Genomic DNA, 13,251 nt, shown 5'->3' with positions numbered 1-13,251 from the left:
TTCTAAAAAAACGTAGATTTCTTCTCTTGTCACATGCATATTAATCCCAGAAATAATCTTTCTTCCTTCACTTTATATTTTGATTATACGAAACAAAGTTCTCGTTTTTCTTACTTGATACTTACAAATTCCTTAAGTAGGGGATATTTTAAAAATGGATATGTGGCGGTACTCCTATGTTAAGAGATAGCTTAAGGACCGAGGATTATATTGTTTTTATGAAGAGTTGATGTTATGTTTGTTTTGTAACATATGGTGTTTTATGTATGTAGGAGGATTTATTGAAGAAATTATTAATATTGTTTTTATTAGCTACATTTTGTCTACAGATTACAGGATGTTCTAATAAGATGGGTACACTAAGGGAGAAGTCTAAAACTTCAACACCTGTGAAGTCTAAACGCATCAATAAAGGGTGGTACAAACATATGTAATAGTTTGTATCACCCTTTGTTGATGATAGAAGTCATAAAGAAAAGACACCCTAAGGTGCCTTCCTTCGACTTGAACCATCTTAATTTTAATAATATATTGGACTCCCATCCAAATATTATTTTACCATGTTAAGTTGTTTTATTCATTGAGAAATATGCTTTAAATCTATATTTTTAAAAAATATATAGATTTGAACAATATGTATACAAGCCACATATCAAAAAAAAGACACTCTCAAGAGTGCCTCTCCTTAGCAGCCGAATCCGCCGCCCCAACAGCTAGCGCCAACGATGATTAATAAGATGAAGAGCACAACAAGTAAGGCAAATCCGCCGCCGAAACCACAGCCTCCACCACAACTACCTCCATAGCCCATATTAACTCCTCCTTCCATAAAGACCATTTAATAATGGATTTAATTTAATTTATGTTTTTAAGGGTGAATGGAGCAGGTCCTTAAAAAAATAAAAGGATTTTGGAAGTTAAAAAGAGTTGACGACCTTATTTTTGTCACCGGTATTTCGTCTGCTACATATTGTATTTTATTCTGTGTATTGGGGGAAGGAGGATCTTATGGCTAATTCTGAGATGATTTTACGTTTACTTACGGATTTAAAGATTGAACAACAATTGTTGAAAGAACAGTTAGAGAAAATGCAAACAGCTGTGACTATTCTTGAAGAAAAATCAGTGACGCTTAAAGAAAAACCAGCGACTCTTAAAGAAAAAACAATGACTCCTGAAGAAAAACCATCTGTTACAAAGCAAAGAGCTTTTTCTGGACGCCCAACATCTTTTCGTGATTGGAGAGCATCTAGTCAAAAAAATTAGGGAATGTTATGTGAAATGATAAATAAAAAAGTACAGTCTGCTGTAGAAAAGACTGTACTTTTTTATGTCGGTAGAGAATGTTAAGGGAGACGCATTTATTGGCCTATTCCACTTTTAATTGGAGTTCTTTATCTAACTTATCATTATTAATTTTTAAAGTTAATCCTTGCGTGTTTTTCGGTACATCAAATACAATGTTTCCTTCCGAACTTTCATTAGGATTAACAATATTAAATTTGAATGTGGAGATATTTGCAGCTTTAAGTACTGACTGATATTCATTGGAAATGTGATATTCTCTTCCAAATCCATCAATTAATTTAAAGTTGTTAATATCTAGTGTAATGGGTTCTTCTTTACGATTATAAACGGCGATGTCTAATACTTTAAAGACACCTTGTGCTTTAACTTCTCCAGTCCCTAGAACATCTAATGACTCGGCAGATCCCATTGACATGTATACATCAGAGGAATCTACATTGGTAGGAAGTTCTTTTTGCGGATCCTTGCTGCTAAGTTTGTCATTCTCTGTTTTTTTAGAAGTCGCCTGCTCATTTTTCGCAGGCGCATCATGTGAACTGCAAGCCGATGCTCCAAACAAGAATGTGCTACATAATAATGATGCTAATAACTTTTTGTTCATCGTTTGTTTCTTCCTTCCAAAATAGAAGCACTTTTAATGAGTGCTATATATATTTGTATATGTATTACATTTTATATCTTATTATATTAATTTTGGAAGGAAAAGGGAAAAATTGAGCATTTCTCTGATTCGAATTATTTATCTGTCTAAAAGTTGAAATTAAAATGAGCCCCATAAATGATAAACCATTCCACTAACAAAAAACACTAATCCTAAAAATAAAACAATTAAAGCAAGCATTCCATTTTTATTATGTTCCATAAAATTAGCTCCTTTTTCATTTACTTACATACAAAAAGCCTTTAGTCGTAATTATGGCTAAAGGCTTTAATCTTCATACTTTGTAGTTTATAAAAAAGTTGCACTGCTGTATTAATCTGGAATATGATTGTTTAAAGAGAAGGTGATGAGTACATGCAGGAAACAAAACAATTCCCGCTTATATCGGGAAATCTCTCATTAGATTTAGTAAATACAGAGTTAGTTAGGCGTGGACAACGTTATGATTTATTAATAACAGATGAAGATGTATTAGAATGGCTACATGTAATAAAGGTTAATCTTCCTTTTTGGAATGAAAAAACACTTATAGGAATTCAGAAGCGAATGGATCAAGTTACATCTAGCATATTAGAGGTAAGAGAAGTATTGAGAAAACAGTTTGAGGCAATTGCTGATCAGCAAGAAATTTCTAATGATTTTATTACGTATTTAGAAAAACAAATTGAGAAGGCACCATTTACATATAAAATCATTGAACAGCAGCTAGTATCTATCCCAGTTGGAGAAATCGAGGATGTACTCGCATCGTTAATTGCATTTGACGCTTTAACGTTAATAGCAGAAAATAAGCTTATTTCCCTTAAAAGGTGTTCAAATCCTGACTGTGTTTTATTATTTATAGATAAGAGTGGAAAACGAAAATGGTGTTCTATGAAAATATGTGGGAACCGGAAAAAGGTAGCAAAATTTCAGGATCGAAAATTTGAAGAAGTTTAGAGAATCAACTTATAACAGTTGATTCTTTTTTTGTACTTTAGAACTAACCCCTTAAATTAATATTTACAGGTTAGTTATGCCGAGTTATAATTGTTGGTAAATAAAGGAGGAGAACGATGGATAATATAACAGCAACTAAGCAGAAAGATCCTCAACCAATAAGTGTACGATATTTTACAAAAATGAAAGGGAAAGGAAGAAGCCCATTACAAGTAAATGTAAAGGACTCTTTAACGGGACTACTAGGGGGGTTTTTAACAATTCTTACCTTAACATATTTAACGAGCATAACCTCTACAGAATTATTAATGGCTCCATTTGGTGCGAGTTGTGTATTAGCGTTTGGAGTTTGGAATGCGCCATTATCTCAGCCGCGTAATATTATTGGAGGACATTTGATTTCAACTTTCATTGGTCTATCAATATATCATTTGTTTGGGAATGAATATTGGACAATTGCTTTAGCGGTGGGGATGGCAATAGCCGTTATGATGTTAACGAGAACGACGCACCCTCCGGCAGGCGCCGATCCGATTATCGTTATTTTAGGGGCAAACAGTTGGAGTTATTTAGTAACACCAGTTTTAATTGGCTCCGTTGTTATTGTAGTTATTGCTTTATTTATTAATAATATGAGTAGTAAAAGAAGTTATCCAACTTTTTGGATGTAGTTTGTGAAGTGAAAAATAATTTAAGTGAGTATTCTATTCTTACTATGTTTTATTTTTTATATAGTAAAAGCCTTAGTCGTAATGGCTTGGGTTCTCATACTTTGTAGTTCATAAAGAAAAGACACTTTAAAGTGTCTTCTACAGATTTGAATTATTTAATTCATGTAATTAATATTCGTTAGCATAAAACTCTTTTATTAATTTTATTTCATTTGTATCTGGATTAAACTTAAATATTTTAATTTGATTCGATTCGTCTTTGTATGCAAATGTATTCTCACCAACTTGGGTCATATTGCTGGTGTTTAAAATAGGATCGCTACCGTGATCAGTAATTTCCACAGTTTTCTCCCGGTTCCAGAATGCAATGACAATAATCAAAATGATAAGACATACCCGTATAAAACGTAATTCTCTTGCAACAGGATGTTCCATCTGTTTGTCTCCTTTACTGTTTGATAGAGTGTGTTTATAAAAGAGATAATTCCTAGGAATATAAATAAAAAAGACACCGTAAAGTGTCTTTTTTATTTTAGTTATGCGCATTACTTAATAAGACGCTAGTTCCTCAGTCTGGCTATGAGTAACTATGTAGGGTGATTCCATTATAACATTTTAACCAGTAATGGGTCTATATGGAATTTAATTGTTTTTCTTTTTGATTATTCAGAATGACTTACCGAGTATTTGGATGAGGAAAGCAGTGAGACAGAAGCGACTAAACTTGTTTTAGAAGAGTGTCTTCTTTTTTGTATCATTGTGAGTAAAGTGTAGAGCGATATTTCCCTTTACATGAACATAACGGTATACTATAGTTAAGTTAACTTAACTATTAAGCGAAATAAAAGCATGGAGGAATAACGCTATGACTAGAACGTATAAAGAAGTAATTAATGAAATGAACCGAGCTTATAATGAATTCTACATTTTACTATTCCAGGAGTTAAAAGATGAGTTCGGTCTTACAGGACAGCAAGAGAGCATGCTATTTCATATTAATTTAAATGAAAACACGACGGCAAATCACATTGCGACTACTTTTAATGTATCAAAAAGTGCCGTTAGCCAAGTTTTATCGAAATTGGAGAAACAGAAGATGATTTCAAAACAAGTAAACCCTAATAATAAACGGGAGTATTTTCTTACACTTGGTCCAAACGGTAGTAAGTATATAGAGCGGTTGTCTGAGTTAGATGATGTATTAATTGAGAAATATTTTTCTAAAATCGATATAAACGCCCTAGAGCAAATGACAGATACGTTAACGAAAATAAATAAAGTGATATTGGAAGAAAAGCAGAAGGATCTTGATTGTAATGAGTAAGAACTTAGATGAAGCAATTAGTAGAAAGGAGGAGAAGTGCATTATGAGTTTCATACCAAATATGATTACGATAGCAAATTTTGTATGTGGGCTTTTAGCTATTTACGCTATTTTCGTTCACGATATTTATTTGGGAGCAGTTTTTATTATTACAGGTATGCTGTTTGACTTTTTTGATGGCATGGTCGCTCGGAAACTGGATTCTGTTTCAGAAATTGGTGGAGAGTTGGACTCATTTGCGGATTTAGTTACTTTTGGTGTGGCACCGTCTATTCTTGCATATAGTGTCGCTTTAAAAGATTTGCAGTCTATCGGGATGATATGTGCACTTGCTTACAGTATTTGCGGAATGCTTCGGCTTGCAAGATTTAACACACAGCAAAGCAAACTCCCGACCTTTATCGGTATGCCGATTCCATTTGCGGCAATGTGTCTCCTCATTTTATGTTTTTTAAAGAATCCAGTTTCCGTGGCGTTTGGTACATGCGTACTCGCTTATTTAATGGTGAGCAAAATCAAATTTCCTCATTTTAAAAAAGATATAGCTGAAAGCTTGAAGCCTGGAAGATTGGATTGATGATACGGAATTACAATGAGAAAGATAAAGGAGAATAACATGATTCGTATGGCACTAAAATCGTTTAACATACAAATGTATTGTTTGCTAGGCGTAATGTTATTGGGCTGGCTCGTGACACCTTTTTCAGCCCAGTTTGTAGGGATAAGCATTGGCCTTTTGGTGAGTATGTACTGCGCCTGGATTTTAGGAAGGCGTATTGAAAAGTTCGGAGATAGCATTGTAAAAAAAGAAAAAGCACCGATGCTCGGAATGATGAATCGATTCGCAGCCGCAATACTCGGCGCGATTATTATGTATGAAATTGAACACCATGAATTCATGTGGACATTCGCTGCCGGAATTATGGGTGGGTATTTCTTGGTTATTATTAATTTGGGGTATTACAGTATGAGGGATGCGGAGGAATAAAGTTTCACTTTATTATAAAGAAAAGACACCCATATAAGAGTGTCTTTTCTGATAGTTTTTTAGCAGAAGCAAGAAGCTCCAACGATGATTAATAAAATAAACAGTACAACTAATAAAGCAAATCCTCCAGCAAAACCGCAGCCTTCGCCGCAACTACCACCAAAACCCATAATAGTTCCTCCTTTTAATAAGAGGGGAAAACAAGGGTACACTCATGTATTTTAACGGATTCAAATTACTTTATGTTTTTTACGCAATAATTGAGCAGGTCCTTTGGAAAAGAAAAAAAGACATCAATTAAGATGTCTTTTTTTCTTTGTAAATTGGTGTTAAGAAGGTAACTTATTGCTTTTAACCTATGAATAATATAACAATCATCGAGTAAGTTTATTATAGCAGTGATAAATAGGATTTTTATATGTAATATTACATATATATAGATTTATTTATGTTTTATTTGTATATTTTAATTGTCTGTTCCTTGTTTTAATTCGTTTAGTTATATTATTTTTTGAGTGCTCCAGCAATGGAGCCTTTTTTTAGTATTCTATTTTGATGATGTTCCATAAAATTAGCACCTTTTAAAGCTGTTTTTATATAAAAAGTCTTTAACTTGTATTTATAGCTAAAGGCTCTGAGTGTCATACTTTATAGTTTATAAAATCTTATAAGAAGAATAACCAGTATTTTATATAGAATTTATCCCACTATTTGCCGGGCTGCCCATAAACGCCCGATTGGTGAGAGCTGATTAAAGTTTCACTGTATAATGTTTTTTATCCAGTTTGGAACTGAAAATGTACTAGCTTGATAATGAAGCTAGGTTATTAGAAGTGAAAAATTTTAGTTTTATTATAATTAATAGAAATGAAAGTAGTGTAAATATAAATCCACTCCAAATAAGTTGATGAATACCTAAGTTTGAAATGAACCAGCCTCCAATAGTTGTTCCTAGAGTAATTCCAAGATTTGAGAATGAAACGAATAGGCTATTACCAAATTCGGGTGCTTCTCTTGCTTCACTTATTAACCATGTTTGACCAACAATTAATCCACCAGCATGCACGATTCCCCAAATGAATACCATAAAAATCATTGGAACAAGATAAGGACCTAAATAATAAACCAATATGTAAACAATAGAATATAAAATAGGGAACGATATTACTGTATTTACTATGCTTCTTTGCAGAAGACTACCAAATAAATGATTGCCTAAAATCATAACTATACCAAATATGAATAGCATGATACTGATGAGCGATCCATTCATGGAAGTTACTTTCGCAAGGTATTCGGCGAAGTAACTGTATACGGAAAACATGGCTGCAAAAAGGAATGTGACAGTTAAAATATTTAACCATAATCCTGGTTTGCCGAGTATACGAATTTGTTTGCCGAAAGACATTTTTTCTTTAACGGGCATAGAAGGAAGTGAGATTAGTATTCCAATGAATGCAAGGGCGTTAATAAGCGCTCCGAATAAGAAAGCAATTTCTAATGAAAATTGATCTGCAAGGTAAGAGGTTAATGGTACACCTAGTGCAAAGCCAACCGTAATTCCCATGAAAACTTTTGTAACCGCTTGACCACTCTTTTCAGGAGGGACAAGTTTAGCAGCAGTTACAAGAGCGATTGAAAAGAAGAGTGGGTGAAGTGCTGCAGGTAAAATACGAAAAATAAGCATGATTTCAAATTGTGTTGTATAAGCGTAAATTATATTTGAAATAACAAAAACAAAGATTGCTATTAATAAAATTATTTTACGATTAATACTAGAGACGAGCAGAATTAAAAACGGACCAGAAATAGCAACGACTAGTGCGAATATACTTACTAAAAACCCTGCTTGTGCAGTTGAAATGCCAAATTTCTGAGTGATTTGTGGTAATACACCGACAATACCCATCTCGGTAGTAATAATTCCAAACACCCCTATTGCTAGTGTAAGAATAAGTAAAGGACTTACTTTTTTCATTTGTAAAACTCTCCATTCTTCTTATTATTTTGAAAGTGAAATCGATTTATTAACAAGGAAATGAGCATGATTGGATGTCAATAGTAATAGAATTATGTAATGTTAAACACAAACACAGATATCTAAATAACTAGATATGATATGTTAAAAAAGATGCTCCTTTCTATGTTTCTTTCTTTTATAGGTAGCGAAGTTTTAAAAAGAATGTATTGGGCAGCTATATAAAAGCAGAATGTGTGAAAGCAAATAATCAATGGTAGGTTGATTATTTGCTTTTACTTTATAATTCATTTTGAACGTATTCAGAAAACGCTTGTATTGTTTTTTCATTTCGACGATAATATGTCCATTTTCCAATTCGGTCAGAGTCTAGTAGTCCTGCCTTTTTCATAGTTAATAAATAACTAGAAATAACCGATTGGGCTAAGCCAGTTTTAAGCTGAATATCTCCTACACACACTCCAATCTGAAAATTAATCCCTTGTTCTAAATAAGGTTTTTCGTCGAAATGGTTTTCTGGATTTTTTAACCATGATAGAATTTGACATCTTGTTTCATTTGACAATGCTTTATAAATTAATGAAGGTTCCATAAGGATATTATATCTACTTTTATAGATTTGTAAATGGGTTTGTGTGATTTTAAGGGAAGAAGGTATAGTTGATCCCCTCGAATAGGAATAAGGTGCTCTTGATCTGTACCCTTTGTAAAGGACATTTTAAAAAAAGTTAGGCAACCTAAAAAAGATGATTTCTGTATGCAAACAGAAGTCATCTTCTTTAAATTCCATTGATAGCAAGAGTGATTATAGTACGTCATATATTTATTAATTTCATGTTTTAACTGAACAAACGAGTCACATGATTTTATATATGCTTTATCGGTTAAAGTACTACGAGGATTACGTGCAAAAATGATAGTATTGTTAGGTTTAAGCATGTTGTTGCCTAGCTATCAATGGCGGATGCCTAAGAAGAGTAATAATAAAACCCAACTGAAGATTTAAGAAAAATTTTATGTTTACCCCACTCTTTATTTTAAAAGTTTTTCCTATCCTATAAATGAGTTACATCATGAAGGAGACTAAAAAAGACAAAGTCATAGATGAAAATGTAAAGTTAGGGGATTCTACATGGATACAGGAGTTTTGATTAATTATTTGTATACGTATTTTTTTACGATTATTTTTTGTATTGTGTTTCAAATTGGATTTTATTTTAAAGCGAAAAGAAACATATCTATTCGGCATTTTCTATGGGTATATGTTTTTCTATTCTACCTTTCGTTAGTGTATAGGGTGACGCAGATCGCGACTGTATGGGATATAAGTAGATATGAAACGTGGATTCGTGTAAGTCAAATCAATTTGACTCTATTTGATACGGCAGGTAGTACTACGTATCTTTTGAACATCGTACTGTTTATGCCGTTAGGTTTTTTATTACCGATGATTTGGCCGCATTTTAGAAAAATGAAAAACACCGTATGTGCAGGATTCTTTTTTTCATTGGCAATTGAGTTAAATCAATTACTAAATAATAGAATTACAGATATTGATGATTTATTTACGAACACTCTCGGGGCGATTGTTGGATATTTATTATATAGAGCTTTTAAAATGATATTAAGAAGAGAGGGGAAAAAGCTTGATACCAACTCTTCTCTAGTTATAAAATACGAGGCTGTTTTTTGTTTAGTGTGTTCATTTGTAGGGGCGATGTTAATTTATCATCCAGCTTTATTTGGAAGACCTGTCATCATTCAGTGAGGTGATTACGAATTTCTTTTGAACGCTCGTGCGATATTTCAATTTGTAAAAAGCCTTTAACTTGTTATAGTTAAAGGCTTTTATCATCATGATTTTTACTTACCAATTACCCACTCTAACATCCGCTTTCAACCACTTCATCCAATCCAAATCCGCTACCTTAAGCAAACTGAGCGAAACACCTTTCATATCTAAAGAAGTCAACAGCGTACCAACCTTTACGAATGTCACTTGCAATCCTTCAAGTTCAGACAAACGGCGAATGTCGTTTGCGAAAATGTATTGTTCCATTAATGGAGTTGCGCCGAGTCCATTAATAAGGATAGCGAAGTTGTCACCTTTTCTCCAGCGATAAATGCTTTTTAGTTTGTTCATTAGTTCGATCGCTAATATTTCAGAAGAGGATAGTGCTTCTTTGCGGTAACCTTTTTCGCCGTGAATACCGACGCCGTAAAAGACTTCATCTTCGGTTAATGTGAAGGAAGCTTTTCCTTTCACTGGATCGTTTGCAGGTGAAAGAGCAACTCCTAATGTGTGTAAGTTTTCTGTAACAGAACGGCCAATTGTTGTTAGTTCTTCTAAAGAGTGACCTTCAAGAGCGGCCGCACCAAGTATTTTTTGAACGAAAACAGTGCCAGCTACGCCGCGTCTTCTTTTATTAAAAGAAGCATCATCTTCAATTGAAACATCGTCATTTACGATGATATGGTCAACTTTTCTTCCTTCTTCTTGAGCAATTTGCTTTGCTGCTAGAAAGTTTTCTACGTCATCTTTAAAGTTTTTGATGATGAATAGTATACTTTTATCTTTTGGTATGAGGCGAGTTGCCGCTACAATTTGTTCCACTGTAGGCGGAGTGAAAATATTGCCGTTTACTGCCGCTGTAAGCATACCTTTTCCTACATAACCAATATCAGCAGGTTCATGTCCGCTACCACCGCCGCTTACAATAGCGACGTCTTGCTTCATTTTTTCGATATCTTTTACATAAATGATGTTATTTGTTTCATCGTAATTTACTTTGTCGTTATGTTCAAAATAAAAGCCATGCAGCATATCTTGAACGATATTTTGTACATCATTCATAATCTTTTTCATTGCTTTTGCCACCCTTTAATTACTTTGCTGATTGCTCAAGTAATAGTAGTAATTGATTGTTTATCATATTTTTCATAAGAGAAGACATAACGGATGGATCTACTTCGCACTTGCTTTCAATCCAATCTTTTATCGTTCCAACGAAGCCGTGACTATAAAAGGAGGCAATCGTATTTTTAGTCTCATCAGAAAGGCTGAATCCACAGCTCACAGATAATTCATCAATAATCTTCATATATAAGTTTTTCGTATGTTCAAATAAATAGTGATTAAACGAGTTTTGCTCAATGACTTTAAAAGCATTTCGGTAAAATTTTTGATTTTCATAAAAGTAATCAAATAATAAATCGAAAATGTTTTCCCATTTTTCATAATCGAGAAAGTCTATAATATTTTCTTTCGTTTCTTCTCTATAAATCCAGCTTAATAGTTCAAATTTATCTTTAAAATGATAATAAAAAGTTTGCCTACGCATTTGACAGTGTAACATAATATCGCTCACTGATATTTTATGAAACGACTCTGTTTCCATTAAATACTTCAATGAGTTCGCGATTATCTTTTTAGAAATTATAGAAGAGGTCATCTGAATCATCCCTAGAATGTTATTAATATAAAAATCCTATCTATAAATGAGAGCGGTGTCTTTAGACAGATTGTCCATTTTGTCCGTTTACTATAAAACGCTTTCATTTTAACATGAGTAGTAAGAAGAAGATTTCAAATATATCACAATATATTAAAGGAATTGAGGGAGAACTACAATGAAAAAGATTATAAACAAACCAGAAACATTAGTAATGGAAATGTGTAACGGAATGGTTATGGCTCACCCAGAGCTTGAGCTTTTGAAAAAACATAAAGTAATTAAGAAGAAAGAAATGAACGAAAATAAAGTAACGTTAATTAGCGGCGGCGGTAGTGGTCATGAGCCGGCACATGCAGGATTAGTCGGAAAAGGAATGTTAGATGCGGCAGTGTGCGGAGATGTGTTTGCGTCACCTTCACAAATTCAGGTATATCAAGCAATTAAAGAAACAGCTAGTAAAAAAGGTACGTTATTAATTATTAAAAATTATAGCGGCGATATTATGAATTTCAAAAACGGTGCGCATTTAGCGACGGAAGATGGAATTGAAGTCGACTACGTAAAAGTGGACGATGATATTGCGGTAGAAGATAGCCTATATACAGTAGGACGCCGCGGCGTTGCGGGAGTTATTTTAGTTCATAAAATTGCCGGCGCAGCAGCGGAAGCAGGTATGGATTTAGGAGCGGTGAAAGCTGTAGCAGAAAAAGCAGCGGCTAACGTGCGCACAATCGGTTTAGCGTTAACGTCTTGTACAGTTCCAGCGAGCGGATCACCTACTTTCACACTTGCGGAAGATGAAATGGAATACGGCGTAGGTATTCACGGCGAACCAGGAATTAAGCGTGAAAAAATGCTGTCGGCTGATGAATTAGCTAACCGTATGACAAATGATTTAATGAAAGATTTAGGAGTAAAAGATGGCGAGGAAATCGCACTTCTAGTTAACGGTTTTGGCGGAACACCACTGCAAGAACTTTACTTATTTAACAACGCCGTTACGAGAGAACTAGCTGCAAGAAACATTAAAATTAATAGAGTATTCGTCGGTAACTATATGACAAGTATTGATATGGCTGGTATGTCTTTAACGGTAATGAAGTTAGATGACGAGCTAAAAACATTACTATCAAAAGAATGTAATACACCAGCGTTTAAAGTAGATGGACCAGTTGAAAGTGTAGAGTACGTGAATGTACTTGAAGAAACAGAAGAGAAGGAAGTTTCCTTTGAACTAGAAACAGCGGAAGAGCACGCTGTGATTAAAAATAATGTCATCACATTAAACAACATAATTTATCTCGTTGATAAAATGAGCGATATTATTATTAAAAATGAAGTACCGTTTTGTGAGTTAGATACACATGCAGGTGACGGCGACTTCGGAATGAGTGTTGCAAAAGGATTTAAGCAATTAAAACGTGAGTGGCATTCGATTGTAGAACAAGAAAATGTAACGATTGGATCATTCCTTGACGGTTGTTCGATGATTATTATGGAACATTGCGGCGGCGCTTCTGGTCCAATTTGGGGCGGAGCATTCCGCGCAGCTAGTAAAGCAGCAGGCGAGAAGCGTGAGTTAACAGTGAAAGAATTCGCTGAAATGTTGCAAGCAGCACTGCAAGGCATACAATCTATCGGTGAAAGATCATTCGGCAGAGGAGCGGTAGTTGGTGATAAAACACTTGTTGACGCACTTGCTCCATGTGTAGACTCTTGGTTAGCTAGCGCTTCAAACGAAGAAGACATGAAAACTGCCTTTGAAAAAGGTGCAGAAGCAGCCGTTAAAGGCGCAGAGTACACGAAAGAAATCGTAGCTCGCATGGGCCGCGCTGGTACAGTTGGCGAAAGAAGTTTAGGATATCCTGATGCAGGTGCACATGCGCTTGGAGTTATCTTTACGGAGATTGCGGGTAGTTTGAAATAA

General features: G+C 34.3%; 16 protein-coding genes and 1 pseudogene. 8 read left to right on the top strand and 9 right to left on the bottom strand.

Translation table 11 applies throughout. The features are described 5' to 3' along the window. Window positions 1-685: 685 nt before the first annotated feature. Complete coding sequence (locus AC1Q51_RS14075; protein WP_000540377.1) at window positions 686-811, bottom strand: YjcZ family sporulation protein; 126 nt, start codon at window positions 809-811, stop codon at window positions 686-688. A gap of 197 nt (window positions 812-1,008) precedes the next feature. On the opposite strand from AC1Q51_RS14075, the gene AC1Q51_RS14070 reads away from it, so the two are divergent. Beyond that, on the top strand, window positions 1,009-1,266 hold the full coding sequence (locus AC1Q51_RS14070) for a hypothetical protein (protein ID WP_000013694.1): 258 nt from the start codon (window positions 1,009-1,011) through the stop codon (window positions 1,264-1,266). A 103-nt stretch (window positions 1,267-1,369) separates the two neighbouring features. Here AC1Q51_RS14070 and AC1Q51_RS14065 read toward each other — a convergent pair whose 3' ends face one another. Then, on the bottom strand, window positions 1,370-1,909 hold the full coding sequence (locus AC1Q51_RS14065) for a DUF4352 domain-containing protein (RefSeq protein ID WP_001035572.1): 540 nt from the start codon (window positions 1,907-1,909) through the stop codon (window positions 1,370-1,372). A gap of 414 nt (window positions 1,910-2,323) precedes the next feature. Between AC1Q51_RS14065 and AC1Q51_RS14060 the strand changes: the two genes are divergently transcribed. Both AC1Q51_RS14060 and AC1Q51_RS14055 read left to right on the top strand, forming a co-directional pair. Beyond that, window positions 2,324-2,908 carry a CGNR zinc finger domain-containing protein gene (locus tag AC1Q51_RS14060; RefSeq protein WP_001158435.1) on the top strand — a complete coding sequence of 195 codons (585 nt, stop codon included), beginning with the start codon at window positions 2,324-2,326 and terminating at the stop codon, window positions 2,906-2,908. A 116-nt stretch (window positions 2,909-3,024) separates the two neighbouring features. Further along, window positions 3,025-3,579, top strand: coding sequence for an HPP family protein (locus tag AC1Q51_RS14055; protein WP_000368844.1), 555 nt, complete (start codon window positions 3,025-3,027; stop codon window positions 3,577-3,579). Between the two features lie 168 nt (window positions 3,580-3,747). Here the strand turns inward: AC1Q51_RS14055 and AC1Q51_RS14050 are convergent, their stop codons facing one another. Next, complete coding sequence (locus tag AC1Q51_RS14050) at window positions 3,748-4,014, bottom strand: YmzC family protein (RefSeq protein WP_000400971.1); 267 nt, start codon at window positions 4,012-4,014, stop codon at window positions 3,748-3,750. Between the two features lie 430 nt (window positions 4,015-4,444). Between AC1Q51_RS14050 and AC1Q51_RS14045 the strand changes: the two genes are divergently transcribed. From AC1Q51_RS14045 to AC1Q51_RS14035, 3 genes are read left to right on the top strand one after another with little or no spacing between them, the layout of a single operon-like run. Further along, window positions 4,445-4,903: a MarR family winged helix-turn-helix transcriptional regulator gene (locus AC1Q51_RS14045; protein WP_000198941.1), complete on the top strand. Its 459-nt coding sequence runs from the start codon at window positions 4,445-4,447 to the stop codon at window positions 4,901-4,903. A gap of 43 nt (window positions 4,904-4,946) precedes the next feature. Then, window positions 4,947-5,480, top strand: coding sequence for a CDP-diacylglycerol--serine O-phosphatidyltransferase (gene pssA / locus AC1Q51_RS14040; protein WP_098850938.1), 534 nt, complete (start codon window positions 4,947-4,949; stop codon window positions 5,478-5,480). Between the two features lie 39 nt (window positions 5,481-5,519). Beyond that, entirely contained in the window at window positions 5,520-5,891 is a 372-nt protein-coding gene (locus AC1Q51_RS14035; RefSeq protein WP_063246236.1) for an ATP synthase subunit I, read from the top strand. A gap of 59 nt (window positions 5,892-5,950) precedes the next feature. Here AC1Q51_RS14035 and AC1Q51_RS14030 read toward each other — a convergent pair whose 3' ends face one another. The 4 genes and pseudogenes from AC1Q51_RS14030 to AC1Q51_RS14015 form a co-directional block, all read right to left on the bottom strand. Next, entirely contained in the window at window positions 5,951-6,061 is a 111-nt protein-coding gene (locus AC1Q51_RS14030) for a YjcZ family sporulation protein (RefSeq protein ID WP_000505669.1), read from the bottom strand. Between the two features lie 632 nt (window positions 6,062-6,693). Further along, window positions 6,694-7,869 (bottom strand): MFS transporter, encoded by a 1,176-nt coding sequence (locus tag AC1Q51_RS14025; RefSeq protein ID WP_065228393.1) that lies wholly within the window; start codon window positions 7,867-7,869, stop codon window positions 6,694-6,696. A 280-nt stretch (window positions 7,870-8,149) separates the two neighbouring features. After that, a complete protein-coding gene (locus AC1Q51_RS14020; protein ID WP_000433732.1) occupies window positions 8,150-8,461 on the bottom strand; it encodes an ArsR/SmtB family transcription factor in 312 nt (103 codons plus the stop codon). Window positions 8,462-8,606: 145 nt separating this feature from the next. Then, window positions 8,607-8,757: pseudogene (locus AC1Q51_RS14015) on the bottom strand (IS3 family transposase); the annotation flags it as partial. Between the two features lie 244 nt (window positions 8,758-9,001). Here AC1Q51_RS14015 and AC1Q51_RS14010 point away from each other — a divergent pair. Beyond that, entirely contained in the window at window positions 9,002-9,637 is a 636-nt protein-coding gene (locus AC1Q51_RS14010; RefSeq protein ID WP_098256866.1) for a VanZ family protein, read from the top strand. 99 nt (window positions 9,638-9,736) lie between these two features. On the opposite strand, the gene dhaQ is transcribed toward AC1Q51_RS14010, so the two are convergent. Beyond that, window positions 9,737-10,735: a DhaKLM operon coactivator DhaQ gene (gene dhaQ, locus AC1Q51_RS14005; RefSeq protein WP_098256867.1), complete on the bottom strand. Its 999-nt coding sequence runs from the start codon at window positions 10,733-10,735 to the stop codon at window positions 9,737-9,739. A gap of 19 nt (window positions 10,736-10,754) precedes the next feature. After that, window positions 10,755-11,321: a dihydroxyacetone kinase transcriptional activator DhaS gene (gene dhaS, locus AC1Q51_RS14000; protein ID WP_000204213.1), complete on the bottom strand. Its 567-nt coding sequence runs from the start codon at window positions 11,319-11,321 to the stop codon at window positions 10,755-10,757. 178 nt (window positions 11,322-11,499) lie between these two features. On the opposite strand from dhaS, the gene dhaK reads away from it, so the two are divergent. Continuing rightward, on the top strand, window positions 11,500-13,251 hold the full coding sequence (dhaK, locus tag AC1Q51_RS13995) for a dihydroxyacetone kinase subunit DhaK (protein ID WP_098508251.1): 1,752 nt from the start codon (window positions 11,500-11,502) through the stop codon (window positions 13,249-13,251).

It is taken from the genome of Bacillus sp. MT94, assembly GCF_058792475.1.
Note: the sequence above shows the minus strand (reverse complement) of the source record. Positions and strands in the feature narration are given on the sequence as shown.

Excerpts from the sequence above, each read along its gene's own strand:
- AC1Q51_RS14030 (WP_000505669.1), bottom strand. The coding sequence starts at position 6,061 with ATGGGTTTTGGTGGTAGTTGCGGCGAAGGCTGCGGTTTTGCTGGAGGA.
- AC1Q51_RS14060 (WP_001158435.1), top strand. The coding sequence starts at position 2,324 with ATGCAGGAAACAAAACAATTCCCGCTTATATCGGGAAATCTCTCATTA.
- AC1Q51_RS14065 (WP_001035572.1), bottom strand. The coding sequence starts at position 1,909 with ATGAACAAAAAGTTATTAGCATCATTATTATGTAGCACATTCTTGTTT.
- dhaS (WP_000204213.1), bottom strand. The coding sequence starts at position 11,321 with ATGACCTCTTCTATAATTTCTAAAAAGATAATCGCGAACTCATTGAAG.
- AC1Q51_RS14055 (WP_000368844.1), top strand. The coding sequence starts at position 3,025 with ATGGATAATATAACAGCAACTAAGCAGAAAGATCCTCAACCAATAAGT.
- AC1Q51_RS14050 (WP_000400971.1), bottom strand. The coding sequence starts at position 4,014 with ATGGAACATCCTGTTGCAAGAGAATTACGTTTTATACGGGTATGTCTT.
- AC1Q51_RS14035 (WP_063246236.1), top strand. The coding sequence starts at position 5,520 with ATGATTCGTATGGCACTAAAATCGTTTAACATACAAATGTATTGTTTG.
- AC1Q51_RS14020 (WP_000433732.1), bottom strand. The coding sequence starts at position 8,461 with ATGGAACCTTCATTAATTTATAAAGCATTGTCAAATGAAACAAGATGT.
- AC1Q51_RS14075 (WP_000540377.1), bottom strand. The coding sequence starts at position 811 with ATGGGCTATGGAGGTAGTTGTGGTGGAGGCTGTGGTTTCGGCGGCGGA.
- AC1Q51_RS14070 (WP_000013694.1), top strand. The coding sequence starts at position 1,009 with ATGGCTAATTCTGAGATGATTTTACGTTTACTTACGGATTTAAAGATT.
- dhaQ (WP_098256867.1), bottom strand. The coding sequence starts at position 10,735 with ATGAAAAAGATTATGAATGATGTACAAAATATCGTTCAAGATATGCTG.
- AC1Q51_RS14045 (WP_000198941.1), top strand. The coding sequence starts at position 4,445 with ATGACTAGAACGTATAAAGAAGTAATTAATGAAATGAACCGAGCTTAT.
- dhaK (WP_098508251.1), top strand. The coding sequence starts at position 11,500 with ATGAAAAAGATTATAAACAAACCAGAAACATTAGTAATGGAAATGTGT.
- pssA (WP_098850938.1), top strand. The coding sequence starts at position 4,947 with ATGAGTTTCATACCAAATATGATTACGATAGCAAATTTTGTATGTGGG.
- AC1Q51_RS14025 (WP_065228393.1), bottom strand. The coding sequence starts at position 7,869 with ATGAAAAAAGTAAGTCCTTTACTTATTCTTACACTAGCAATAGGGGTG.
- AC1Q51_RS14010 (WP_098256866.1), top strand. The coding sequence starts at position 9,002 with ATGGATACAGGAGTTTTGATTAATTATTTGTATACGTATTTTTTTACG.